General features: G+C 62.8%; 23 protein-coding genes. 6 read left to right on the top strand and 17 right to left on the bottom strand.

All coding sequences use genetic code 11. The features are described from left to right. Positions 1–64: 64 nt before the first annotated feature. From iolD to FJV77_RS22075, 4 genes are all read right to left on the bottom strand, one after another. Positions 65–1,915, bottom strand: coding sequence for a 3D-(3,5/4)-trihydroxycyclohexane-1,2-dione acylhydrolase (decyclizing) (gene iolD / locus FJV77_RS22090; protein WP_142868732.1), 1,851 nt, complete (start codon positions 1,913–1,915; stop codon positions 65–67). A 32-nt stretch (positions 1,916–1,947) separates the two neighbouring features. Then, positions 1,948–3,882 carry a 5-dehydro-2-deoxygluconokinase gene (iolC, locus tag FJV77_RS22085; protein WP_142868731.1) on the bottom strand — a complete coding sequence of 645 codons (1,935 nt, stop codon included), beginning with the start codon at positions 3,880–3,882 and terminating at the stop codon, positions 1,948–1,950. A gap of 260 nt (positions 3,883–4,142) precedes the next feature. After that, on the bottom strand, positions 4,143–4,643 hold the full coding sequence (locus tag FJV77_RS22080) for a hypothetical protein (RefSeq protein ID WP_142868730.1): 501 nt from the start codon (positions 4,641–4,643) through the stop codon (positions 4,143–4,145). A gap of 89 nt (positions 4,644–4,732) precedes the next feature. Beyond that, the gene (locus tag FJV77_RS22075) at positions 4,733–5,458 is read right to left on the bottom strand and encodes an SDR family oxidoreductase (RefSeq protein ID WP_142868729.1); all 726 of its coding nucleotides are present in this window, start codon (positions 5,456–5,458) and stop codon (positions 4,733–4,735) included. A 140-nt stretch (positions 5,459–5,598) separates the two neighbouring features. Here FJV77_RS22075 and FJV77_RS22070 point away from each other — a divergent pair, with 140 nt between their 5' ends. Next, positions 5,599–6,489 carry an AraC family transcriptional regulator gene (locus tag FJV77_RS22070; protein ID WP_142868728.1) on the top strand — a complete coding sequence of 297 codons (891 nt, stop codon included), beginning with the start codon at positions 5,599–5,601 and terminating at the stop codon, positions 6,487–6,489. Here the strand turns inward: FJV77_RS22070 and FJV77_RS22065 are convergent. Continuing rightward, positions 6,486–7,331, bottom strand: a complete 846-nt coding sequence (locus FJV77_RS22065) for a MurR/RpiR family transcriptional regulator (protein ID WP_185970394.1) — start codon at positions 7,329–7,331, stop codon at positions 6,486–6,488. The two genes, FJV77_RS22070 and FJV77_RS22065, sit on opposite strands and share 4 nt — an antisense overlap. Before the next feature lie 217 nt (positions 7,332–7,548). Between FJV77_RS22065 and FJV77_RS22060 the strand changes: the two genes are divergently transcribed. After that, the gene (locus FJV77_RS22060; protein ID WP_142868758.1) at positions 7,549–8,658 is read left to right on the top strand and encodes a Gfo/Idh/MocA family oxidoreductase; all 1,110 of its coding nucleotides are present in this window, start codon (positions 7,549–7,551) and stop codon (positions 8,656–8,658) included. A gap of 12 nt (positions 8,659–8,670) precedes the next feature. Here the strand turns inward: FJV77_RS22060 and FJV77_RS22055 are convergent, their stop codons facing one another. After that, positions 8,671–9,372: a YafY family protein gene (locus tag FJV77_RS22055; RefSeq protein WP_142868726.1), complete on the bottom strand. Its 702-nt coding sequence runs from the start codon at positions 9,370–9,372 to the stop codon at positions 8,671–8,673. Between the two features lie 127 nt (positions 9,373–9,499). Here FJV77_RS22055 and FJV77_RS22050 point away from each other — a divergent pair, with 127 nt between their 5' ends. After that, entirely contained in the window at positions 9,500–10,135 is a 636-nt protein-coding gene (locus FJV77_RS22050; protein ID WP_142868725.1) for a LysE family translocator, read from the top strand. Positions 10,136–10,398: 263 nt separating this feature from the next. Here FJV77_RS22050 and FJV77_RS22045 read toward each other — a convergent pair whose 3' ends face one another. The 10 genes from FJV77_RS22045 to FJV77_RS22000 form a co-directional block, all read right to left on the bottom strand. Next, on the bottom strand, positions 10,399–11,490 hold the full coding sequence (locus FJV77_RS22045; RefSeq protein ID WP_142868724.1) for a 3-deoxy-7-phosphoheptulonate synthase: 1,092 nt from the start codon (positions 11,488–11,490) through the stop codon (positions 10,399–10,401). Positions 11,491–11,711: 221 nt separating this feature from the next. Beyond that, positions 11,712–12,008, bottom strand: coding sequence for a hypothetical protein (locus FJV77_RS22040; protein ID WP_142868723.1), 297 nt, complete (start codon positions 12,006–12,008; stop codon positions 11,712–11,714). A gap of 9 nt (positions 12,009–12,017) precedes the next feature. After that, entirely contained in the window at positions 12,018–12,440 is a 423-nt protein-coding gene (locus tag FJV77_RS22035) for a type II toxin-antitoxin system VapC family toxin (protein WP_142868722.1), read from the bottom strand. Then, on the bottom strand, positions 12,437–12,700 hold the full coding sequence (locus FJV77_RS22030) for a type II toxin-antitoxin system Phd/YefM family antitoxin (RefSeq protein WP_142868721.1): 264 nt from the start codon (positions 12,698–12,700) through the stop codon (positions 12,437–12,439). Before FJV77_RS22030 ends, FJV77_RS22035 begins: the two co-directional genes overlap by 4 nt. A 72-nt stretch (positions 12,701–12,772) precedes the next feature. Then, a complete protein-coding gene (locus FJV77_RS22025) occupies positions 12,773–13,567 on the bottom strand; it encodes an SDR family oxidoreductase (protein ID WP_142868720.1) in 795 nt (264 codons plus the stop codon). A gap of 33 nt (positions 13,568–13,600) precedes the next feature. Continuing rightward, positions 13,601–14,596: an inositol 2-dehydrogenase gene (gene iolG / locus FJV77_RS22020; RefSeq protein ID WP_142868719.1), complete on the bottom strand. Its 996-nt coding sequence runs from the start codon at positions 14,594–14,596 to the stop codon at positions 13,601–13,603. A gap of 174 nt (positions 14,597–14,770) precedes the next feature. Then, complete coding sequence (locus tag FJV77_RS22015) at positions 14,771–15,538, bottom strand: ATP-binding cassette domain-containing protein (RefSeq protein ID WP_142868718.1); 768 nt, start codon at positions 15,536–15,538, stop codon at positions 14,771–14,773. A gap of 2 nt (positions 15,539–15,540) precedes the next feature. After that, complete coding sequence (locus FJV77_RS22010) at positions 15,541–16,617, bottom strand: ABC transporter permease (protein WP_142868717.1); 1,077 nt, start codon at positions 16,615–16,617, stop codon at positions 15,541–15,543. Between the two features lie 112 nt (positions 16,618–16,729). Next, positions 16,730–17,671 (bottom strand): sugar ABC transporter substrate-binding protein, encoded by a 942-nt coding sequence (locus FJV77_RS22005; protein ID WP_142868716.1) that lies wholly within the window; start codon positions 17,669–17,671, stop codon positions 16,730–16,732. A 615-nt stretch (positions 17,672–18,286) separates the two neighbouring features. Further along, the gene (locus tag FJV77_RS22000) at positions 18,287–19,318 is read right to left on the bottom strand and encodes a LacI family DNA-binding transcriptional regulator (protein ID WP_142868715.1); all 1,032 of its coding nucleotides are present in this window, start codon (positions 19,316–19,318) and stop codon (positions 18,287–18,289) included. Positions 19,319–19,479: 161 nt separating this feature from the next. On the opposite strand from FJV77_RS22000, the gene FJV77_RS21995 reads away from it, so the two are divergent. From FJV77_RS21995 to FJV77_RS21985, 3 genes are read left to right on the top strand one after another with little or no spacing between them, the layout of a single operon-like run. Next, positions 19,480–20,571, top strand: a complete 1,092-nt coding sequence (locus FJV77_RS21995) for a fatty acid desaturase family protein (protein ID WP_142868714.1) — start codon at positions 19,480–19,482, stop codon at positions 20,569–20,571. 23 nt (positions 20,572–20,594) lie between these two features. Next, positions 20,595–20,909 carry a MocE family 2Fe-2S type ferredoxin gene (locus FJV77_RS21990; RefSeq protein ID WP_023744927.1) on the top strand — a complete coding sequence of 105 codons (315 nt, stop codon included), beginning with the start codon at positions 20,595–20,597 and terminating at the stop codon, positions 20,907–20,909. After that, positions 20,909–22,144, top strand: coding sequence for an FAD-dependent oxidoreductase (locus tag FJV77_RS21985; RefSeq protein ID WP_185970393.1), 1,236 nt, complete (start codon positions 20,909–20,911; stop codon positions 22,142–22,144). The genes FJV77_RS21990 and FJV77_RS21985 overlap by 1 nt, the downstream gene beginning before the upstream one ends. A gap of 245 nt (positions 22,145–22,389) precedes the next feature. Here FJV77_RS21985 and FJV77_RS21980 read toward each other — a convergent pair whose 3' ends face one another. After that, positions 22,390–23,346 carry a DUF1402 family protein gene (locus FJV77_RS21980; RefSeq protein WP_142868712.1) on the bottom strand — a complete coding sequence of 319 codons (957 nt, stop codon included), beginning with the start codon at positions 23,344–23,346 and terminating at the stop codon, positions 22,390–22,392. Positions 23,347–23,574: the final 228 nt, after the last annotated feature.

The following is a 23,574-nucleotide window of genomic DNA, read 5'->3' as shown; positions in this document are numbered from 1 at the left end:
GCTGCCCCTCATCCGCCTGCCGGCACCTTCTCCCCGTATAGTGACGGGGAGAAGGGAGCTAGCATCAATCGCCGATGGTCTGCATCTGCCGCTTTTCGTCATAGGCCTTGCGTGCCGCGTTGACCTGGCTACGCGCGGAGACTTCCGGCACCGCCACATCCCACCAGTGGCCGCCGGCGTCGGTGGAGACAAGCGGGTCGGTGTCGATGACCAGCACGGTGGTGCGGTCGTTCTTCTTCGACTTTTGCAGCGCGTTTTCCAGTCCGGCGATCGACGGCACTTTTTCTGATATCGCGCCCATGCTGGCGGCATGCGCGGCAAAGTCGATGTCGGGCAGAACCTCGTGGCGCGAGTCCTTCAGCAGATTGTTGAAGTTGGCGCCGCCGGTGGCCATCTGCAGCCGGTTGATGCAGCCATAGCCCCTGTTGTCGAGCAGTACGATGGTGAGCTTGAGGCCGAGCATCACCGAAGTGGCGATCTCGGAATTCAGCATGAGATAGGAGCCGTCGCCGATCATGACGACGACCTCTTCGTCCGGCTTGGCCATCTTCGCCCCGAGGCCGCCGGCAATCTCATAGCCCATGGTCGAGAAGCCGTATTCGGCGTGGTAGGAGCCGGGCGCGCCGGCCTGCCAGAGCTTGTGCAACTCGCCGGGCAGACCGCCGGCGGCATGCAGCAAGGTCACGCCGGAGCCCATGGCGCGCTGCACGGCGCCGATCACCTGCGCGTCCGAAGGGAAGGCGGCGTTGGTCGACGCCGTCACCTTCGAGGCTTCGGCCTGCCAGGCCTTCTTGCCGGCAGCCGAATTGTCGGTCCAGGCGGAAGGCGCCTTCCAGCCCTTGAGCCCAGCACCGAGTTCGGCGAGCCCTTCGGCCGCGTCGGCGACCAACGGCAGCGCACGATGCTTGCCGGCGTCGAAAGGCTGCACGTTCAAGCCGATGATCGTCTTGCCGGAATTCTTGAACAGCGCCCACGAGCCGGTGGTAAAATCCTGCAGGCGCGTGCCGATGGCCAGCACGACATCGGCTTCTTCCGCCAGCCGGTTGGCGGCCGAGGTGCCGGTGACGCCGACCGCCGCCATGTTGAGCCGATGCTTGTCCGGCAGCGAGGATTTGCCGCCTTGCGTCTCGCAGACCGGAATGCCGGCGCCCTCGGCGAATTTCGCCAACTCGTCCGATGCCTGCGAATACAGCACGCCGCCGCCGGCAATGATCAGCGGCTTCTTGGCGCCCTTGAGCGCCGCCACAGCCGCTGCCAGTTCGCCCCGGTCCGGACGCGGCCGGCGCTGGTGCCAGACGCGCTCGGCGAAAAAGCTCTCGGGATAGTCATAGGCTTCGGCCTGCACGTCCTGGCAAAGCGACAGTGTCACCGGGCCGCACTCCGCCGGATCGGTCAGCACCTGCATGGCTCGGCTCAGCGCCGGGATGATCTGTTCCGGTCGGGTGATACGGTCGAAATAGCGCGACACCGGACGGAAGCAGTCGTTGACCGTCGCCGTGCCGTCGGAAAAATCCTCGGCCTGCTGCAGCACCGGATCAGGAATGCGATTGGCGAAGACATCGCCCGGTAAAAACAGGACGGGCAACCGGTTTACGTATGCAAGGGCTGCCGCCGTCACCATGTTGAGCGCGCCGGGACCGATCGACGAGGTCGCGGCCATGAAGCGGCGGCGGAAATTGGCCTTGCCATAGGCGATCGCCGCATGCGCCATCGCCTGTTCATTGTGGGCGCGGAAGGTCGGCAGTTCGTCGCGCACCTGGTAGAGCGCCTCGCCGATGCCGGCGACATTGCCATGTCCGAAAATCGCCCAGACGCCGCCGAAGATCGGCACTTTTTTGCCGTCGATCTCGGTCATCTGCTTGCTGAGAAAGCGGGTCAGCGCCTGCGCCATCGTCAGGCGAATTGTCTTCGTCATAGTGTTTTCCTCCGCAGTCCTGTGCCGCGCCTTTATGCTGCTTTGCGGCCACGCGCGGCAAGCCACGCTTCGGTCAACTGTTCGAAGCGCGACGCCATGTCGGCGATCGCCTCGTCATCCGACATCTTGCCGGCCAACCACTGTTCGGCCGCGTGGACGAAGATGGTGCGGCCGACGGCAAAGCCCTTGACGATGGGCGCCTTGGCGGTGGCGGCGAAGGCAGCTTCCAGCTCGTCCTGCGGCGCTTCCAGCCCAAGCAGCACGACGCCACGGCACCACGGATCGTGCTTGAGGATGACGGCCTCGATCTTGGCCCAGGCGCCGGCCGAGGCCTGCGGCTCGAGCTTCCACCAATCCGGCTTGATGCCCAGCGCATAGAGTTCTTCCAGCGCGCGTGGGATCGTGGTGTCGTCGAGCTTGCCGTGCTTGCCGGCGATGATCTCGACCAGCAATTCGCGGCCGACCTTGCGCGCGGCTTCGAACAGCGCGCGCAGTTTCTGCTGCTGTTCTTCCTTGAGTTCTGCCGGATCGTCGGGATGGTAGAAGCACAGGCATTTGATGCAGTGGTCGACCGGCCATTCCACCAGCTGCGAACCGATGTCCTGCGAGAATTCGAAGCGCAGCGGCCTCGAGCCCGGCAGTTCGACCGGGCGGCCGAGCCAGGCAAAGGGATGCCTGGCGAATTCGAACATCGCCTCGCGGCCGTGCTTCTCGTCGATCAGCATGCCATAGCCGTCACGGCCAGCGGCGACTTTCGCCGCAGCCTTGACCGCCAGCACCTTGAAATCGCGGATGCGCGCCGGATCGGCGCCGGTCTTGGCAGCGACGTCCTCGAGCTGGACACGATGGTCGCAGGCGAGCGCCATCATCGAGGGGATGTCGCGCCGGCGCGTCGTTGCCCAATGGATGTGGTTGACCGCCTCGTCCTTGCGCAAGGCCAGGTGCTTGCTGCCGTTCTTGAGGAAGAACTGCAACTCCTCGAAGGTCGGATACTCCGGCGCACAGAGCAGCCGCGACACGGCAAAGGCGCCGCAGGCATTGGCCCAGGTCGCTGCCGTGGCATGGTCTTCGCCACCCAGCCAGCCGCGCAGGAAGCCGGACATGAAGGCGTCGCCCGCACCGAGCACATTGTAGATCTCGATCGGAAAGCCCTTGCCGACGATGCCGTCTTCGAGATCGTCGCTGATCGGCCCGTCATAGACGATGCAGCCCATGGCGCCGCGCTTCAGGACGATGGTGGCCGAGGATAATGAGCGGATGGTCTTCAGCGCGCTCAGGCAGTCGTCGGCGCCCGAGGCGATCATGATCTCTTCCTCGGTGCCGACGATGAGATCGCAATCGGGCAATACCGTCTTCAGCTGGGCCGAGACGCGGTCGGATTTGACATAGCGCTCAAAACCTTCGGCATGGCCGGCTAGGCCCCAGAGATTGGGGCGGTAGTCGATGTCGAACACCACCTTGCCGCCCTTGGCTTTGATGATGCGGATCGCCTTGCGCTGGGCGGCGTCGCTGTTGGGTCGGGAAAAGTGCGTGCCGGTGACGACGATGGAACGCGCCGAGGCGATGAAGGCCTCGTCAATGTCTTCCGGCGCCAGCGCCATGTCGGCGCAGTCCGAGCGGTAAAAGATCATCGGCGAAACGCCCTCGCTCTCGACCGAAAGCAGCACCAGCGCCGTCAGCCGTTCCTTGTCGGTCTTGAGACCGTCGACATTGACGCCTTCGCGCCGCAGCTGTTCGCGGATGAAGCGGCCCATCTGCTCGTCGCCGACGCGGGTGAGCAGCGCCGAGCGCAGGCCGAGCCTCGCCGTGCCGACCGAAATGTTGGCCGGACAGCCGCCGACCGACTTGGCGAAGGAGCCGATGTCCTCCAGCCGCGAGCCGATCTGCTGGCCATAGAGGTCGACGGAAGCGCGACCGATGGTGATGACATCGAGCGGAGCGTATTTCGCGTCCACGGCTTCGCTCATTGGAACCTCCCGTCGGTCTTGTTGTCTAGAGCAACCTAGTTGGGGGACACGCGCGAGCGGCAGCGTGGCGCCGGGAATATGAAATAATAATTCCAATCCATAGTCAATATGGAATGAGCATTCCTTTTGCGAAAAGTGTCGACAGAGGATGCTGCGGGAGACTTAGGACGTAGACCCATTAACGCGTAGCCAGATGTGGATCGAGACGAGCTTGAGGGGAAAGCCGCCAGCCGACAAAGCGACCCGTTGCAGGCATTCGACTATGAAAATGCTGGCCAAACCACAGTCTTAAGGTCGGGAGAGTAGCGGGCGATGATAGCCTCCTGATCATTTTCCTGCGTCAGAATTACCTGCTTCCCAGTAGCGTCACCGAGCAATCGCATAAAGCGGTCAAGCAGCTCAATCTCGGTTTCTCCGCTGACTTGCCTTGGATCGAAGTCGAACTCAATTTCGACAGCGCTGAAGAAGTGACATGCAAGCTGGATTGGCCCGACGTAAAAAGAAAGTAGGCTGTCTGTTTCGCTTTCCAGGGCGGCTTCGACCCCCAATGGCATCGATTCGATCTTGCCGGAGACACTGAAACTGGCAGGGGGGGTCCATTCGAGGAGGATGTCCCAGACGCCCTGCCAATCTGCCTCAGACGTGTTCAGAACGTAGATGTCTCGCCATGAGCCGTCCCAAGCGAAATCCGATGCGATCTGTTCCCAATTCATGGATGAACCATTCTCGATGAACTTCGGTTCTAGCATGGCATACGACATGAGCGCTTTCCACAGATCCCAAGTCCGCTTTGCACCTATCCCGGTCATTCCGCATTTATGAGTTCACGACTTTGGCGGTCCGGCTCCGTTCACCAGGGAAGCGGACCGTCATCGTTGAAATAGCCGGCGTTCGGGCCATCGGCATCCAGGGTCGCCAAGTGGATCACGATCTCGGCCGCCTGCTGCACGGTGCGGTGGCCTTTAAAGCCGTTGAGGTCGGTGGCGGTATAGCCGGGTGCCGCGGCGTTGATTTTGATACCGCTCGGCCCGAGTTCCCGGGCGAAGGCCACGGTGATGGCGTTCAGCGCCGTCTTGGAGCTGCCATAGCCCAACAGGTTGACCGCATGGTTCGGCGTGCCCGAATCGAGCGCGCGACCGATCGACCCGGTCGAACTGCTGACCATGACGATACGCGCGGCCGGCGCTGCCAGCAGCGGCAGGAAAGCCTGGGTGACGCGGATCGGGCCGAACACGTTGACCTCATAGGTGGCCCTGATATCGGCCAGATGCTGCTCGCTCGGCGGCAGCTCATAGTTGATGGCGATGCCGGCATTGTTGACCAGCACATCGAGCCCGGGGCCTTCTGCGGCGACGGTTTTGGCGGCGGCCGCCACGCTGTCGTCCTGCGTGACTTCAAGCGCAAGCCATTGAACGTCCAGGCCTTCGGCGCGCAATTCTTGTTCTGCCGCCATGCCGCGCCCGGCATCCCTGGCGCCGAGCCACACCTTGAAGCCCATCGTCGCCAGCCGCCGGGCGATTTCGCGGCCGATACCCTTGTTGGCGCCGGTCACCACAGCGGTTTTTGTCGTCGTCATTTTGATATCTCCATTTCTCCATATCGGAGACACAGAGATGGCGCTTCGCCGCCAAATGCCGCGCGCCGAAACCTCTCTTCCTCTTGCCTGATCCTCTCACCCGGCTTGCCCGCTCGGTTCGGATGCGCCATGCTGGCGCCATGAGCGAGGCCTTGCGGGAACTGATCGATATTGCCGGCCGTCACGCAGACGGACGGCGGGTGAGAACGGCGATCCCGCATGTTTCGATCGGCCGCAGCGAAGCCACCACAGCACCGGTGGCGGGTGTGTGGGGGTCCGGGATTCTGTTCGTGCTGCAGGGCGCGAAGACGGTTCTGATCGGCGACAGGGCTCTGCGCTACGATCCCGCCAGCTATTTCATCTACACGGTGGAAACGCCCACCATCAGCCAGATCGTCGAAGCGAGTGCCGGGCATCCCTACCTCGCCATCGGCTTCAGCCTTGATCTGCAGGCCGTCGCCGCCCTGCTTGTCGAGCACGAGCCGGCGCTTGGCGGCGACAGTTTCGCCACCTCGCCCGTCAATGACGATTTGCTCGACGCATTGCGTCGCATCATGCGGCTGCTTGACCGGCCGGCCGAGATACCCGTGCTTGCGGCAGCGCTTGAACGCGAGATGCTGTTTCGGCTCTTACAAGGACCGCAGGGCGGGAAGCTTCGCCAGCTGGCGCGCGCCGATGGCCATCTGTCTCGCATCGGCCAGGCGATCGCCTGGATCCGGACGCATTGCCATCAGGCGATCCGGGTCAGCGACCTCGCCCAGATCGCCCATATGAGCGAGGCCGCCTTTTACCGTCATTTCAAGGCGGCGACCGCGATGAGCCCGATCCAGTATCAAAAACAGATAAGGCTGCTGGAGGCCCGCCATCTGCTGCTTGCCCAGCCGGGCAATGTTGCCAGCGTCGCTTTTGCCGTCGGCTATGAGAGCGCTTCCCAGTTCAGCCGGGAATATGCCCGCCAGTTCGGAACGCCGCCGGCGCGTGACGCGGCGCGGCTTTCGGCGGCAGGCGAGGCGGCCGTAGAGGTGATCTAACCTTTGCGCTTGCGGCTTGTGCTTCGCCGCTTCTCGCCGACGCCGACGGTCAACGCCATGGCCAGCGCCATGGTTGCCGACAGCGAGCGGAAGCCGGCGAAATCGGCCTCGGCAACCTCGAACCAGACGCTGGCGAACTGCGCCAGCGGCGAAAACGAGCTGTCGGTGATGGCGACGATCGGCACGCCTTGTTCGGAAATGGTGCGGGCTTCCTCGATGGTGGCCGGCGCGTAGGGCGAGAAGCTGATGGCGATGACGGCATCCGCCGGCGTGGCGAAGGCGACCATTTCGGCGTTGAGGCCGGCAGCCGATTCGATCAGCTGGTTGCGGATCTTCAATTTGCCCAGGGCATAGGCGATGTAGCTCGCCACCGGATAGGAACGGCGCTTGGCAAGGACATAGATGGTCTCGGCCTTGGCCAGAAGCGAGATCGCATCTTCCAGATGCGCCTCGTCCAGCGTGCGCGAAATGTCGTTGAGCGAGGTGCTGGCGGCGGCGACGAAGCCATCGAAGATGGCGCGATGGCCCGCACCCGCGTCAGCCTTGGCGCGCAGTGCCTGCAGCCGTTCGTCATAGGAGGAGTTGCGTTCGCGCAGCCGCTCGCGAAACACCTGCTGCAGGCTGGTGAAGCCGTCGAAGCCAAGCTGCTGGGCAAAACGGATCAGGGTCGAGGGCTGCACGCCGGCCGAAGCGGCGATGCTGGCGGCGGTGCCGAAGGCGATGTCGTCGGGATTGTCGAGCGCGTAAGCGGCAATCTGGGCAATGCGCTTGGGCAAGGTTTCGCGGCGATCGAGGATCGTGGCGCGCAGTGTCTCGAAGTCGCGAGGTACCCGTTCGTCCATCGTCGCCCCGTCCAGGCTCATCTAGAGCATGATGCCGAAAAGTGTGTAGCGGTTTTCGGACGACATCATGCTCTATCTCTTTGACTCTAATGACGCCCTCTGTGCCCCATCATAGCGAGCCTGCGCAAGAACGCCATAAAAAATGAGGCAGACATTCCATTTCAGAACAAAATGGACTAATTCATCCACCGGGGATTTTTGTCCAGTGGAGAAGAAGATGGTCGGCGTCGGTCTTATCGGCACGGGTTTCATGGGCAAGTGCCACGCCATAGCGTGGAGTGCCGTCGGCGCCGTTTTTCCGGATGTCGCCAAGCCAAAGCTCGTCCATCTCGGCGAGGTCAATGAGGAGCTGGCCAAACGCAAGGCGGGCGAGTTTGGCTTCGCCAAGGGCTCCGGCGACTGGCGCGCCGTCGTCAACGATCCCGAGGTCGACATCGTTTCGCTGACCACGCCCAACCAGTTCCACCCGGAAATGGCCGTCGCCATCCTCGAAGCCGGCAAGCATCTGTGGTGTGAAAAGCCGATGGCGCCGAGCTTTGCCGAGGCCGAGGCGATGGCAGCCGCGGCGAAGAAATCGGGCAAGGTCGCGGCGCTGGGCTATAACTACATACAGAGCCCGGCGATCCGCCACATCGGCGCGCTGCTCGACGAAAAAATCATCGGCGAGGTCAACCATCTGCGCATCGAGATGGATGAGGATTTCATGGCCGATCCCGAAGCGCTGTTCTTCTGGAAGCATGAGGCCGCCTCCGGCTATGGCGCGCTCGACGATTTCGCCGTGCACCCACTGTCGCTGGTCTCGACGCTGTTCGGCCGCGTCGCCAGCGTCATCTGCGACATGGCCAAGCCCTATGCCGACCGCAAGCTGGCCGCCGGCGGCCGCCGTGCGGTGGAGACCTACGACATCGCCAGCGTGCTGATGCACCTGGAAAATGGCATTGCCGGCACGCTGCTGGTCAACCGCTCGGCCTGGGGCCGCAAGGGCCGCATCGCCATTCAGATTTTCGGCTCCAAGGGATCGATCCTGTTCGACCAGGAGCGGATGAACGAAATCCAGCTTTACGTCACCGCCGACCGCCCGACCGAACAGGGCTACCGCACCATATTGGTGGCGCCGCACCACAAGCCCTACGACGCCTTCCTGCCGGCGCCCGGCCACGGCCTCGGCTTCAATGACCTCAAGATCATCGAATGCCACGAATTGCTGACGCGGCTTGCCGGCAAGCCGGCGCGGGTGATCGAGTTTGCCGAGGGGCTGGAGATCGAGCGCACCGTGCACGCAATGGCTAGGTCGTTCGAGGAAAAGCGCTGGGTGGACGTGCGGTAGTATCCGCTCGCTTCAGCCGGTCGCCACCACAGCGTTCGTCTCCCAGCCATCAACCCAGACCTGCCGCAAGCGATCGCCTTCGCCCTTGAAGCGCAGGCCGGTCGGCCGGCAATCCTCGATGCGGTCGCTGCGGAAATTGCGAATCGCCTGGCGCAGTTCGCACCAGGCCACGATGTTGGCGGTCTCGGCATAGTAGATCAACGCGATCGGGCGGATCAGCCGCTCGGAGGCGCGGCCCATTTCGTCGCGATAGGAGAGGTCGAGCTTCTCCTCGTCGCGGATGGCGCGCCGCACCAGCGCCAGATCGATGGTGCCGATTGCCGGCGCGGCAAAACCCCAGACATGCAGAGCGTTGGCGTCGAACGCCTGGCGCAAGGGCGGCGGCACCGCGCCGGCGATCTTGGCGCTGACGCGCTTGGCGGCCTGCTTGAGTTCGCTGTCTCCGGTGCGCTCCAGCAGCGCCAGCGACAGGACGATCGCCTCCATCTCTTCGATCGAAAACATCAGCGGCGGCAGGTCGAAGCCGGGGCGTAATATATAGCCGATGCCGCGCCCGCCTTCGATCGGCACGCGCATCGCCTGCAGTGCGGCAATGTCGCGATAGATCGAGCGCACCGTCACTTCCAGTTGCTCGGCAATCATGGCCGCCGTCACCGGCTGCCTCGCCAGCCGCAGGATCTGAATGATCTCGAACAGGCGTGACGCCTTGCGCATTTCCTCTCCCGATCAAAACGCTACTGACACACCCCCGTCAGTTGGGATGACCTATTGGACTGCCTATCGGGTTGAAAATCAACAAATTCCCAAACGGCACACTGGCAGGAAGCGACAGGCAACTGACATGAGTTATGCAGAGAATCTCTGGCTTTTCTTTATCCTGCTGTTCGGCATCATCATCGTGCCCGGCATGGATATGCTGTTCGTGCTTGCCAATGCGCTGACCGGCGGGCGCGACAGGGGGCTCGCAGCGACCGGCGGCATCATGGTCGGCGGCATGGTGCATACGCTGAACGGCGCGGTCGGCGTCGGCCTGCTGATGCATTTCGTGCCGATCCTGTTCAAGCCGTTGCTGCTTGCCGGCGCCGCCTACATGGCCTTTATCGGCATCACGCTGATGCGCAGTTCCATCACCGTCGGCCATGACGGGCCGGCCGGCAGCCGTTCGGCCTGGAAGGCGTTTCGCCAAGGTCTTATGACCTGCCTGATCAACCCGAAGGCCTATCTGTTCATCCTCGCCGTCTATCCGCAGTTCCTGAAGCCGGATTATGGCCCGATCTGGATGCAGGCGACTGTCATGGGCCTGCTGACGGTTCTGACGCAGGCCGCGATTTATGGCGGGCTCGCTATCACTGCCGGCCGCAGCCGCACGCTTCTGGTCGACAACCCACGGACGACCGCTCTCGCCGGCCGAGCGGCCGGGCTGCTGCTGTTCGCGGTCTCGACGTTCACCGCCTGGGAGGGCTTGAAGGCGGGGTAGATGGATCATCTGCGGCCTTATCCAAATGGGCTGGGCAATCGCATATTGGGGCGCCAGCCCCCACTCCGTCCGCTTCGCGGCCACCTCTCCCCCATGTTCATGGGGGAGAGGAAAGCCCAAGCCTTTCAACGCTGCGGCCTCGGCGATTGGCCTTCCTCTCCCCCACGAACGTGGGGGTAGAGGTGGCTCGGCGAAGCCGAGACGGAGTGGGGGGCTGGCGATGCCAGATGCGATTGTCCTACCCTGCTGGGGCAGGTGGGCGATCAAGCCGCGCCCTGCCGGCTGTCCAGCATGGCGCGCCTGGCCGAGCGGCGCCATTCGACGGCGCCGGCGAGGCCGTGCAGCACGGTCTCGGTGGTTGCCCAGTCGATGCAGCCATCGGTGATGCTCTGGCCATAGGTGAGCGGCTTGCCCGGCACCACGTCCTGCCGGCCGGCGATGAGATTGCTCTCGATCATGACGCCGATGATGCGCTCGTCGCCCGCCGCGACCTGGCCGGCGACATCAGCCGCCACCTTTGGCTGGTTCTCCGGCTTCTTGGCCGAGTTGGCGTGGCTGACATCGATCATCAGCCGCGGCGCGACACCGATGCGGGCGAGTTCGGTCGAGGCCGCCTCGACGCTCGCCGCGTCATAATTCGGCTGAACGCCGCCGCGCAGGATGACATGGCAGTCCTCATTGCCGGTCGTTGCAGCAATGGCGCTGCGCCCGCCCTTGGTCACCGCCATGAAATGATGCGGCTGGGCAGCCGATTTCACCGCCTCGGCGGCGATCCTGAGATTGCCGTCGGTGCCGTTCTTGAAGCCGACCGGGCAGGACAAGCCCGAGGCCAATTCCCTGTGGATCTGGCTTTCCGTGGTGCGCGCGCCGATGGCGCCCCAGGCGACGAGGTCGGCTATGTATTGCGGGATCGTCATGTCGAGGAATTCGGTCGCCGCCGGCAGGCCGAGATTGTTGACGGCCGACAACACGTTGCGCGCCATCCGCAGCCCCTTCTCGATGTTGAAGGAGCCGTCGAGATCAGGATCGTTGATCAGGCCCTTCCAGCCGACCGTGGTGCGCGGCTTTTCGAAATAGACGCGCATGACGATCTCGAGCCGGTCGGACAGGGTCTCGCGCAGCGCCGCCAGACGGCTGGCATAGTCAACGGCCGCGACCGGATCGTGGATGGAACAAGGGCCGACGATGACAAGCAGTCGATCGTCTGCCCCGGTTAGAATGGAATGGATGGCGTTTCGGGATGTGGCAACGGTGCGCGTCGCCGTCAGCGTGCGCGGTATCTCGCGCATCACCTCGTCCGGTGTGCTCAAGGCTCTGATTTCGGTGACCCGAAGGTCGTCTGTGGTGGTCAACACGGCATTCTGCTCCTGTTTTGGGAGACCTGCCGGCTGAAACAAAAAAGCCGCCAGATCTGGCGGCTGTTCGGATGTTGTTGCTGCAATCTTCAGATCGAGCGCAATCCTCCCGCCGCCAGCGAGCTCCTAAAGTACCAATACGTGGCGGTCAGGTTGATCATGAGGTTCATATAGTCGATGCGACAACGCTTGTCACGTACCTGATGCGGCTACGCATTGTCTCAGTCTGCGATGTGCTCCTGGCCCTGCGGGAACCAGATGCCTCGCCGGAGGAAGTTGGCCCCACCCATATTGGGTAGGACGTGATTTTGGTCGAGATCGTTCATGTCCTTGATGATCTCGATCTTGATGATTTTCTCGGCGGACCCAAAGGCAAGTTGGAAGAGCTGGAGGGCATCGGCTTCCGACCGCGCGGTGACGCCGACACCGAGATGACCGCTTATCGTGATCCAGTATGGATGCATCGAGACGACCTTCTGAGACAAGGAGACATGGGCTGCTTTTGAGGCCCGCATCAAGCGCCCGGATCATGCAGTCCAGGGATCGAAGAGTTCAAGTCCAAAGCCCTCGAAATCCTTCGTATTGCGTGTTGCCAAGGTTAGCTCTCGTGCAATCGCAGTGGCTGCGATCAGGCCATCCATCGACGACAGGCCGCGACCGCGGCGCTTCGCAATGCCCATCAGGTCGCCCCAGGCCAAGGCTACGGGTTCGTCCACCGGCAAAACCCTCTGCTCGAAGCGCTGCGGCAGGTCTTGAGCGAGCCACTCAGCCAACGCCTCGCGTTTGCGGCCCTCATCCATGAGGGCGACGCCACGCCGGATTTCCGCGATCGATACGACGCTGATGAAGGAGCGGTCCTCATCGAGCCCGTCCAGCCAGTTCAGAACACGTGCATCCGGAGACGGCCTCGTCACTTCGGAGAGGACATTCGTATCGAGCAGCAACTTCACAGTGGCAAATCACGCGGCTCGTCGCGGTGACGTTCAAGGTCGAGATCTGCGCCACGCAGCGGTGACTCCAGCAGGAACTCCGCAAGCGTACCCTTGCGTGCGGTCTTGCGCTGCCATTCATCGGCCGAGACGACAACCACGCTTGGTTTGCCGTTCCTGGTGATCGTCTGTGGCGAAGACTGCGCGCGCTCGATAACCTCGGAGAGCCGGGCTTTTGCCCCGGCGACCGTCCAGTTGGCGTCTTTTGGCGACGTTAGCATCGCATCCCTCGTGACCAGTCTGACTATTGTGACTATATAGGGATGGCGATGCTGTCGCAACAGGGGTTGAAACTACTCCGGCGAGGTCCCCGCAACGTTCTGGTCGTAGTCGACCAACGATCCGGTCATGACGCCGGATTGCGGGCTCACCATATAGCTGATCAGGCGCGCCAGCTGATCCGGCTTCACCAGCTGGCCCATCGGCTGGCCGGCCTCGGCCTTTACCAGCCAGTCATCGGATGCGCCGTGCCATTTCTTCTGCACGATGTCCTCGCCTTCGGTGTCCATCCAGCCGGGCAGCACGGCGTTGCAGCGGATGCGGTTGAAGCGGTAGGCGTTGGCGACGTTCTTGGTCAGCGTCGCCAGCGCACCCTTGCTCGACGAATAGGGGGCCAGGAAAGACTGGCCGCAATGCGCCGACATCGACAGGACGTTGACGATCGAGCCCGGCGCTTTCTTGTCCAGCAGATGCGCCACGACGCCCTGCATCAGGAAGAAGGGGCCGCGCACATTGGTGGCAAATATCTGATCGAAGGTCTCTTCGGACGTCTCAACGAGCGAGCCCCGTGCGGACGTGGCAGCGGCGTTGACCAGCGCGTTGATGGTGCCGAAATGCGAGATGGCCGTCGCCACCGCACGCTTGCAGTCGGCCACTTTCGAGACGTCGGCGCTGATGAAGATGGCGTCGACGCCGGCTTTCTTGAAGTGAGCGACGGCCTTGTCGCCCTTCTCCTGTGAGCGGCCGATAAGCGCCAGCGCCTTACAGCCTTCACCTGCCAGCGCCGAAGCGACGGCAAAACCGATGCCTTGCGCGCCGCCGGTGACGATGGCGCGTGTGTTCGAATTGCGATCGGCGGATGCGCTCATCGCTCTGCTCCTGTGGGTTCTTGCTAAACGTTCTTACTTGTCCAGGCGGACGGTCTTGCCTGACGTCGCCGACTTCAGCGCCGCATCGGCCAGTTTCAGTGCCACGAGGCCGTCGGCGCCGCTGGGCGATGCCTTCTTGCCCGAGGTTGCGGCGGCGATGAAAGCGGCGATCTCGATGGCGTAGGCGTCGAGATAGCGGGTCATGAAGAAGTCGTGCAGCGGCGGGCGGGTATAGCCCTTCTCGTTGGCGACCTCGATCGATACCGGCCGCTGGTTTTCGGCCGCGACCATGCCTTTGGAGCCATGCACCTCGATGCGCTGGTCATAGCCATAGGTGGCGCGGCGCGAGTTGGAGATGACGGCCTGTTTGCCGGACGCGGTTTCGAGGATGACGCTGACCGAATCGAAATCGCCGGCCTCGCCGATTTTCTTGTCCACAAGCACCGAGGCATGGGCGCTGACCGCCACCACCTCTTCGCCGAGCAGGAAGCGGGCCATGTCGAAGTCATGGATGGTCATGTCGCGAAAAATGCCGCCCGAGCGCTTGATGTAGTCGACCGGCGGGGCGCCAGGATCGCGCGAGGTGATGGTGACCATCTCGACAGTGCCGATGGCGCCGTCGTCGATCGCCTTGCGCACGGCGGCGAAATGCGGATCGAAACGCCTGTTGAAGCCGACCATCAGCGTCGCCTTGGCCTTGTCGACCACGGCCAGGCATTTTTCCACGCGCTTGACGTCGAGGTCGATCGGCTTCTCGCAGAAGACCGCCTTGCCGGCCTTGGCGAAGCGCTCGATCAGATCGGCATGGGTGTCGGTCGGCGTGCAGATGACGACGGCGTCGATGTCTTTTGATTTTTCAATCGCGTCGATGGTGCGCACTTCGGCGCCATAGGCTGTTGCCAGCTCGGTCGCCGCCTTTTCGAAGGCATCGGCGACGGCCACCAGTTTGGCCTGCGGGTTGGAGCCAACGGCGCGGGCGTGGACCTTGCCGATGCGGCCGGCACCGAGGAGGGCGAAACGAACAGTCATGGAAATTTCCTCTAGGGGGATGGGTTCGAGAGAGTTGTGTCTCCACCTTCCCCTGAGGGGAAGGTGGCAAGGGTACTTCTTGTTTTGGCGCAATTCCGGACGGAAAACCGTTTCACACTTTCCTGGAATTGCTCAGCGCGTCAGATCGTCCCGGAAACCGGATGATCGTCCTGTTTAGGCCGCGAGTTCCGCCTCCCCGATCTTGGCGCCGGTGATGTAGGAGACGATGTCGTTGCCGTCGGTGTTTTCCTTGCGCAGGTTGGCGACGATGCGGCCGCGCCGGAAGACGACGATGCGGTCGCACAGGTCGAACACCTGGCGCATGTTGTGGCTGATCAGGATCAGCGGCTCGCCATTGGCCTTCAGTGTGCGGATGATGTTTTCGACCTGCGCCGTCTCCTGCACGCCAAGCGCTGCCGTCGGCTCGTCCATGATGATCAGCTTGGAGGCGAAGGTTGCGGTCCGGGCGATCGCCACGCACTGCCGCTGGCCGCCCGACATGTGGCGGATGGTGTTGGACAAATTGGGGATTTTCACCGCGGTGCGGACAAGGGCGGCTTCCGTCGCCTTGCGCATGTATTTGCGGTCGAGGATCGAGAACGGTCCGAGATTGAACAGCACCTTTTCGCGGCCGAGGAACAGGTTCGACGGCACGTCGAGATCGTCGGCGAGCGCCAGGTTCTGGAACACGGTCTCGATGCCCGCCGTGCGGGCCTCGATCGGCCCGGCGAAATTCACTTCCTTGCCGTCGAACCAGATCTGGCCGCTGGTGCGTTGCTCGACGGCGGTGATCTGGCGCACGAAGGTCGACTTGCCGGCGCCATTGTCGCCCATGATGGCGACATGCTCGCCCTTGCGCAGCTCGAAATTCGCGCCTTCGAGCGCGTGCACGCCGCCATAGCGCTTGGTGAGGTTTTCGGTCTTCAGGACGATGTCTGACATGGTCAAGCCCTCAATGCCCGCATGCGTTGACGCCACTGGTCGAGAACGACCGCGCCGACGATGATCACGCCCTTGACCATCTCCTGATAGTAGGCGTCGAGGCGCAGGAAGGTGAAGCCGGAAATGATGACGCCGAAGATCAGCGCGCCGATCACCGTTCCGATGATCGAACCGCGACCGCCCGACAGCGAAACGCCGCCGATGACCGCCATGGCGATGGCGTCGAGCTCGTACATCACACCCATGCCGGACTGGGCGGTCAGGTTCTTGGAGCACAGCACGACAGCGGCGAGCGAGGCAAGAATGCCGGCGATCGTGTAAACGAGGATCTTGTGATTGGGGATCTTGATGCCGGACATGCGCGCGGCATCCTCGTTGGAGCCGATGGCATAACAATGCTTGCCGTAGCGCGTATAGGTCAGGATCAGCTGAAACAGCACCGCCAGCGCCAGGAAGATGATAACCGGCCTCGAGCCGGTGCTGACGGCGGCAAAACTGTCGGTGGGAAACGAGATCGGCTGGCCTTTGGACCACCATTTGGCGATGCCGCGCGCGGTGATCATCATGCCGAGGGTGGCGATGAAGGGCGGGATGCGCGTGTAGGCGATCAACGAGCCGTTGATCAGGCCGGCGAGCATGCCGCAGCCGATCGCAACCAGCACCGGCACGATGACCGGCAGGTCGGTCCAGCCTTGCGCCAGGAACATCGCCTTGGGGTTGGGGTTGCCGTTGACCGTCGCCACCTGGGCGAAACTCATGGCGATCATCGCGGTGGCGCCGACAATCGAGCCTGAGGACAGGTCGATGCCGCCGGTGATGATCACTTGCGTGACGCCGATGGCGATGATGCCGACGATCGACACTTGCAGGATGATGATCTGCAGGCGGGCCTCGTTGAAGATGCCGGCGACATTGTCGCGGGTGTTGAACAGGAAGCTATCGCCGAGGAAGATGCGACCGATCAGTTCGAAGACGATGACGAGAATGATGAGCGCCAGGAAGACGTTGAATTCGGCCGGCCATGTCCGTTTCTTCGCGTCATAGCTGACCCCGCCGACGCCATGCGATGTCTGTGACATGTCTTGTCCTCCGTGAGGCCACACCTGCCCTCCCGCCCGTCAGGGCGGTGAGGGAGACAAGAGCGGCGCGGATGTTAATGCGCCGCTCCGTTGGTCGAGCGAAGCGCTTGCCTCAGTTCTTCTTCAAGAACTTGTCGATGTTGGCCGGCGTCACCAGCTGGAAGGGCACGTAGACCTTGTGTTCGACCTTCTCGCCCTTGGCGAGCTTGAGTGCTGCATCCAGCGCGCCTGCGCCCTGGCCGGCCGCGTCCTGGAACACGGTTGCGTCGAGGTCGCCCGCCTGCATGGCGGCCAGCGCGTCCTGCGTGGCGTCGACGCCGCCGACGACGACCGACTTCATGTCGACGTTGGCGGCCTTCATCGCCTGGATGGCGCCGATGGCGCTTTCGTCATTGTTGGCGATGACGCCGTCGAACGGCTTGCCGGTCGACAGCCAGTTGGTCATCAGGTTCTGGGCTTCGTCACGGTTCCAGTTCGAGGTCTGCTTGTCGATGATCTTGATGAAGCTGCACTCCGGTGTCGCAATGACCTCTTCAATGTCCTTGGTGCGCTGCACGGCGGCCTGGTTGGAAAGCTCGCCCATGATGACATAGACATTGGCTTCCTTCTTGCCGGCTTCGGTAAACAGGCGGCAGACTTCCTTGGTCTCGAGCGTGCCGGAATCGGCCTCGTTCGAAGCGACGAAAGCCTGGTTGTCCGGCAACGTGTCGACATTGACCGGCTCGCGGTTGACATAGACCAGCGGGATCTTGGCGGCGGCGGCGGCATCCGACATCGCCTGCGTGGCCGAGGTGTCGACCGGGTTGACGATGATGGCGTCGACGCCCGAGGCGGCGAAGTTCTTGATCTGGTCGAGCTGCTTGGCGACGTCGTTCTGCGCGTCTTCGACCTGCAGCTCAACGCCGCTCATGCCCTTGGCCTGCTCGATCATGCCGTTGCGCAGCACGGTGAGGAAGTTGTCGTCGAACTTGGCCATCGACACGCCGATCTTGGCGGCAAAAGCGGACGAACTCATCAGCGCCGCAAAGGCGACGCCCAAAATCAGTTTCTTCATTGTGTTTCTCCTCCACATTTGGTGTCCGGCTGCACCGATCTACCCGGAATCCCCGATCGCCCGAGGAATCTCTCCCTGATGTCGTCTCTGTTCCGGACGGCGTTTGCCAAGGATTGGAACGCCAGGCTCCCTGTTTGAAACAGATGTTCCGGAACGAAAGGACCAAAATACCTAGTTGGTGAAATATTTATTCCATTTTTTTGCCAGACGTCAAGGGCCATTCCAAAACCGGATGCGAGATTTTCGGAGGATAGATGATAGAAGCCGCTGCAGAGGCTGAGCCTATCGGGGGATCGAGACCTAAGCCGCTGGCCGGCTCCCGGTCGCTGCCATCCACGATTTGCGAGGGCCACCCTAGACTTCGTCATCCTAGAGTGGAGCAGTCGCGAAGCGACGTCGCGGAAACTCTGGGATCCATGCCGGGACTGTCGGCACGAACACGGCGGTTCAGGATTTATGGTCGTAGTGCTCCGGAAGGTTCGTCTGCACCGTTGCATAGCTCGGAAGTCGCGGCATGGATCCTCGGGTCTGCGCCGCGTCGCTGCGCTCCTTGCTCCGCCCGTGGATGACGACGGCGGGTGGGAATGCTCCGACCAATCGCCGACGTCGAGACCCCTAAATATTCTCCGGCAGATAGATGTCGAAGGGCAGGAAGGTCTGTCCCGGCGCATTGGCAGCGCCTGCCTCGATGGCGTGCGCCATCAGGCCGACCAGTTCGCGGCAGAGAGCGGTCAGCGGCGTCGAGATCACCATGGTCAGGATGCCGTCGGCGAGCGCCGAGCGCGACACCGCGTTGATCTCGTTGCAGACGATGGCGGGCATGTCGGCGGGCTTGGCCTGCCTTAGTGCCGCGACCGCGCCTTCCATCCCGCCACCGGCGACATAACAACCGACGAGATCCGGCTGGTTGCCGAGAAGACCAAGCAGCGTGTCCTGCGTGATCTCATTGGCTTCCAGATTGACCAGCGTTTCCAGCAGAGTGAAATCCGGCGCCTGCTCGCGGAAGAAGGAGCGGAAGCCGATCTCGCGCAGTTCGTGGCCATGGAAGCGGTGGCTGCCGACGAACAGCGCCACCTTGCCCGGCCGCTTCGCCGCCTTCGAGATCATCCAGGCGGCGGTGCGGCCGACCTTGCGGTTGTCGAGACCGACATAGCCTTCGCGGATGCCGGCAGCGAAATCGGACAGCAGCGAAAACACCGGCAGGCCTTTTGCCTTCATCTCCTCGACGGCGACGGTCAGCGTCGGATGATCCGGTCCGACCAAAGCTACCGCCCGGCATTTGGAGGCCAGCTTGCGAGCACGCTCGACAATTTCGTCGGGAGCGAGCGAGTCGGCAAAGTCGATCATGGCGACGCCACGGAAGCGCGGCGATTGCGATACGGCCAGTTCCAGCTCGCGCGCGAATTCGCTATAGAAAGTGTAGTTGCCCCTGAGTAGCAGGAAGCCTAGCCTGTATTCGGGCAGTTCATGACGCAGCCGCTGCTTGATCAGGCCGGCGGCGTGGTAGCCGATCTCTGTCGCCGCCTCATAGACGCGGCGCGCCGTTTCCTGGCGCACCGGCAGGCGGCTGTTGAGCACGCGATCGACAGTGGCGACGCTGACACCGGAGATGCGCGCCAGGTCGGTGATGGTCGGCCGTTTTGCCATGCTCGCCTCGTCGGGTTCGTCCGAAGCTTCTACATCATCCTGATAGAAAATGATAGAAACTATCTTTGTGATGTTGAGTCTATCATGCGTCGGCGTTATTTTCACGCTCGAAGCCAGGCTGGCATTCGCTGGAGCGAGCGCCGTTGCCGTGGGAGGCAATCATGACCGCAACACCGTCCCGGCGGGACTACAGCCTGATTGGCCGCGACGCTCAACTCGCCGTCGAGACCGGACTCTCGGCGGCCGAGTGGTATCACACCGACATTCCGCGCAAGCAGATGAAGGAGCTGATGCAGCGCTCCGACGGGCCGGCGATCCGCGATACCGCGATCTGGCTCGCCGCGCTGATCCTGAGTGCCGCCGGCGGCGTCTGGTTCTGGGGCAGCTGGTGGTGCGTGCCGTTCTTCTTCGTCTATGGCGTGCTCTACGGCTCTTCGACCGATTCGCGCTGGCACGAATGCGGCCACGGCACCGCCTTCCGCACGCAGTGGATGAACGACGCGGTCTACCAGATCGCCAGCTTCATGATCATGCGCAATCCGGTGACCTGGCGCTGGAGTCACACCCGCCACCACACCGACACCATCATCGTCGGGCGCGATCCGGAAATCTCGGTCATGCGACCACCGGATCTGGCGCGTGCTGCCCTCGGCTTCGTCGGCGTGCTCGACGCCTGGCACGCGATGAGTGACATGGTTCGCAACGCCGCCGGCAATATCAGCCCGGCCGAAAAGACCTTCATACCCGAGCAGGAGCAGCCGAGGGCGATCCGCATCGCCCGCATCTGGACGGCGATCTATGCCGTCACGATTGCGCTGGCACTGTATTTCGGCTCATTCCTGCCGCTGATGCTGGTCGGCTTGCCCAGGCTCTACGGCGCCTGGCATCACGTCATGGTCGGGCTGCTGCAGCATGGCGGTCTTGCCGACAACGTCACCGACCACCGGCTCAACAGCCGCACTGTCTACATGAACCCGGTCAGCCGCTTCATCTACTGGAACATGAATTACCATGTCGAGCACCACATGTTCCCGATGGTGCCCTATCACGCGCTGCCCAGGCTGCATGCGCTGATCAAGCACGATCTGCCGGCGCCGACGCCGTCGATCCTGGCTGGCTATCGCGAGATGATCCCGGCCTTCCTGCGCCAACTGCGCAACGAGGACTATTTCGTCAAGCGCGAATTGCCGCCGACGGCCAGGCCATACCGCGAGGAATTCCACAACGATGCCGTCGCCGCCGCGGCGGAATGACGATCCGATTTGGGGAGAAATAAATGAGCGACTGGGTCGAGGCCTGCGCCGCAGGCGATATCGACGAAGAAGACGTGATGCGCTTCGACCATGGCGGGCGTACCTTCGCCATCTATCGCAGCCCGGACGATGATTATTTCGCCACCGATGGCCTGTGCACGCATGAGAAGGTGCATCTGGCCGATGGGCTGGTGATGGACGACATCATCGAATGCCCCAAGCACAATGGCCGCTTCAATTACAAGACGGGCGCTGCGCGCGGCGCGCCGGTCTGCGTCAACCTCGCGACTTATCCGGTCAAGGTCGAGGCCGGCAAAGTGCTGATCCAGATCGGATGATGGCGATGCAAGCGGGGATGGTCATCATCGGCGCCGGCGAATGTGGCGGGCGGGCAGCGCTGACGCTGCGCGAGCTCGGCTATGACGGCCCGGTGACGCTGGTCGGTGACGAACCGCATCTGCCCTATGAGCGGCCTCCTTTGTCGAAAGACGCAATGGTCAGCGATGCGCCTGAAATCCGGGCGATCGCCAGTGACGAACTTCTGGCGGAACGGTCCATCCGCCATATCCATTCCGTGCAAGCCGTGGCTATCGACCGCGCGGCGCATATGGTGCGGCTGTCGGACAGTTCGGTGCTCGCCTACGACAAACTGCTGCTGGCGACCGGTTCGACACCGCGCAAGCTGCCTATGCCGGGGTTGGGTGCGCGCTGCGTCTACCTTCGCACATTTACCGACGCACTCGCTATTCGCCAGCATCTGAGTGCAGGCAACCGCGTCGCCATCATCGGCGGTGGCTTCATCGGTCTTGAACTCGCGGCCTCGGCGCGCAAGCTCGGGGCTGCGGTCACCGTCATCGAGGCGCAGCCGCGCATCCTGATGCGCGGTGTGCCGGCCGAAATCGCCCAGATTGTCCATCAAGCGCATGAAGCCGAGGGCGTGAAAATCCTCACCGGTCAGGGCATCATCTCCATCGCCGATGACGGCACCGAGGTGTGCATTGCGCACGCCGACGGACAAGAGATCGTTGCCGATCTGGCCGTCATCGGCATCGGCGCCGTGCCGGTCACCGGGCTTGCCGTCGAAGCGGGTCTGACCATCGACAATGGCATCGCCGTCGACGCCATGCTGCGCACTGGTGACCCGGACATCTTTGCCGCCGGCGACTGTTGTTCGTTTCCGCTCGCTGTCTATGCTGGCCGCCGTGTGCGGCTGGAGGCCTGGCGCAACGCGCAGGAACAGGGCGCGCTGGCAGCGAGGAACATGCTGGGCGCCGGCGAGGCGCATGCGGCGGTGCCGTGGTTCTGGTCGGATCAGTACGGGCTCAGCCTGCAGATCGCCGGGCTTTCCGACGAGGGCAAAAGCACCGTGCGCCGCGACCTCGACCACGGCGCCTTCATCCTGTTCCATCTGGCCGGGGACGGCAGGCTGGTGGCGGCAAGCGGCATCGGCCCCGGCAACGCCGTGGCGCGCGACATCAGGCTGGCCGAGATGCTGATCGCCAAGCGGGCAAAGCCGGCGCCGGAAGCGCTGGGATCGCAGGATGTGAAGCTGAAGTCGCTGCTGGCGGCGTGAGTCTCTCCGCCAATCATTGAGACCTGCGCCGCCCCTCATTGCCCTGCCGGGCATTTCTCCCCGTATAGTGACGGGGAGAAAGAGGCCTGCGCCGATGCTTTCGCCAATCTTAAACGTCGCAGAAAAGGCGGCGGGGATTGCGACAGCCCCCTTCTCACGGGGAGAAGATGCCGGCAGGCAGATGAGGGGCAGCACAAACGCCTGAAAATGAGGTGGTGTCCGCTCAATCCGAACTTAATCGTGCCCTAAAACAGCGCCTTCAGCTCGTCCAGCTTGTCGTTGACCAGCCAGCCGTAGTAATTTTCCTCGGGCAGCTTAACCGGCTCGCCGGCGGCGCGGCGCTTGTCGTTTTCGGCCTTCAGCGCATAGGCGCGCTGCTCGGGGTTGCCGACATTGTAGAGCGTGGCGGTGAGCCCCGGATTGCCCGAAATGTCGAAGCCGGCAATGCTTTTATAGGCGTCGATCGACTTTTTGATCGTCGCCGCGACATAGGGCAGCGTCAGGTCCGGATCCATGATGGTCTTGTAGACCCCATTCGGATCGCCGACATCGAGCTCCGGCAGTCCCGAAACCTTGTGCACGAGATCGCTCATCTGCAGCGCGGTCAGCGGGTTGAGTTGGCCGAGGCCAAAGGTCTGGCCGGCATAATAGGGCTGGAAGAAGGTGGCGCCGAAGCGGTCGTTGGGAAAGCTTGTCCCGCCGACGGTCTTGCCGCGGAAAGAGTGGTTCCACACCTGCTCACGGCATTCCCACAGATCGTAGCTGTCGGACATCGTGCATTTCTTGAATTCCGGCCGCTGCACGAAATCGGTGATGTCTTCGCCGTCATAGGCGAAGGACAGCTTGCTGGAGAGGTAGGATATCGCCTTGACATAATAGGTCTGCAGCCGGTCGTAGGCGTCGACATTGTAGGTGTGCTCGCCGACGATGGCGCCGACGATGTGCAAGGGGTTGATGCCGTAAGCGGCGGCCGCCTTCTTGATCTTGGCGCGCAGTTCGGCGTCAGTCTGCAGCAGGGCGTAGACCTTGCGGTATTTGGCCTGGAAGGTGGTGTTGGTGGCCTGGGTGCGGCGACTGGAAGCGCCGGGTATGTCGGGCTGCACGGCGTTGCGGTTGCCCGCCGGCACCAATGTTGCCGCGTCGGCGGCAAACAGCGTCGCCGCCAGCGTCAAACCGAGAATGATCAAGATCAGTTTTTTCATGCGCCGCCGCCTAAAGAATTGCCGCGCAAACTAGGGTAGTGCTCCCGGTTGAGTCGAGAGCGCCCCGTCACACGGCAAGACGAAAGGTGGCCGCATGGTACCATCCGGCCACACATCATGCTGTTTGCCGGAAATTGGTGCCGAAGCATCGGCCCAAAAATCGGAACCGATTTTTGGAAAGTCCGATGCGTCGATTCAATACTGTTAGAGCGACCTTTGCGCGCCCGA

It is taken from the genome of Mesorhizobium sp. WSM4306 (assembly GCF_007003975.1).
Taxonomy (GTDB): Bacteria; Pseudomonadota; Alphaproteobacteria; order Rhizobiales; family Rhizobiaceae; genus Mesorhizobium.
Note: the sequence above shows the minus strand (reverse complement) of the source record. Positions and strands in the feature narration are given on the sequence as shown.

Bases quoted from the DNA above. Each gene is read 5' to 3' on its own strand.
- FJV77_RS21990 (WP_023744927.1), top strand. From the start codon at position 20,595: ATGAGCGACTGGGTCGAGGCCTGCGCCGCAGGCGATATCGACGAAGAA.
- FJV77_RS22055 (WP_142868726.1), bottom strand. From the start codon at position 9,372: ATGCGCAAGGCGTCACGCCTGTTCGAGATCATTCAGATCCTGCGGCTG.
- FJV77_RS21995 (WP_142868714.1), top strand. From the start codon at position 19,480: ATGACCGCAACACCGTCCCGGCGGGACTACAGCCTGATTGGCCGCGAC.
- iolC (WP_142868731.1), bottom strand. From the start codon at position 3,882: ATGAGCGAAGCCGTGGACGCGAAATACGCTCCGCTCGATGTCATCACC.
- FJV77_RS22015 (WP_142868718.1), bottom strand. From the start codon at position 15,538: ATGTCAGACATCGTCCTGAAGACCGAAAACCTCACCAAGCGCTATGGC.
- FJV77_RS22075 (WP_142868729.1), bottom strand. From the start codon at position 5,458: ATGACGACGACAAAAACCGCTGTGGTGACCGGCGCCAACAAGGGTATC.
- FJV77_RS22005 (WP_142868716.1), bottom strand. From the start codon at position 17,671: ATGAAGAAACTGATTTTGGGCGTCGCCTTTGCGGCGCTGATGAGTTCG.
- FJV77_RS22065 (WP_185970394.1), bottom strand. From the start codon at position 7,331: ATGGACGAACGGGTACCTCGCGACTTCGAGACACTGCGCGCCACGATC.
- FJV77_RS22010 (WP_142868717.1), bottom strand. From the start codon at position 16,617: ATGTCACAGACATCGCATGGCGTCGGCGGGGTCAGCTATGACGCGAAG.
- FJV77_RS22080 (WP_142868730.1), bottom strand. From the start codon at position 4,643: ATGTCGTATGCCATGCTAGAACCGAAGTTCATCGAGAATGGTTCATCC.
- iolD (WP_142868732.1), bottom strand. From the start codon at position 1,915: ATGACGAAGACAATTCGCCTGACGATGGCGCAGGCGCTGACCCGCTTT.
- FJV77_RS22070 (WP_142868728.1), top strand. From the start codon at position 5,599: ATGAGCGAGGCCTTGCGGGAACTGATCGATATTGCCGGCCGTCACGCA.
- FJV77_RS21985 (WP_185970393.1), top strand. From the start codon at position 20,909: ATGGCGATGCAAGCGGGGATGGTCATCATCGGCGCCGGCGAATGTGGC.
- iolG (WP_142868719.1), bottom strand. From the start codon at position 14,596: ATGACTGTTCGTTTCGCCCTCCTCGGTGCCGGCCGCATCGGCAAGGTC.
- FJV77_RS22030 (WP_142868721.1), bottom strand. From the start codon at position 12,700: ATGCTAACGTCGCCAAAAGACGCCAACTGGACGGTCGCCGGGGCAAAA.
- FJV77_RS22025 (WP_142868720.1), bottom strand. From the start codon at position 13,567: ATGAGCGCATCCGCCGATCGCAATTCGAACACACGCGCCATCGTCACC.
- FJV77_RS21980 (WP_142868712.1), bottom strand. From the start codon at position 23,346: ATGAAAAAACTGATCTTGATCATTCTCGGTTTGACGCTGGCGGCGACG.
- FJV77_RS22060 (WP_142868758.1), top strand. From the start codon at position 7,549: ATGGTCGGCGTCGGTCTTATCGGCACGGGTTTCATGGGCAAGTGCCAC.
- FJV77_RS22000 (WP_142868715.1), bottom strand. From the start codon at position 19,318: ATGGCAAAACGGCCGACCATCACCGACCTGGCGCGCATCTCCGGTGTC.
- FJV77_RS22050 (WP_142868725.1), top strand. From the start codon at position 9,500: ATGAGTTATGCAGAGAATCTCTGGCTTTTCTTTATCCTGCTGTTCGGC.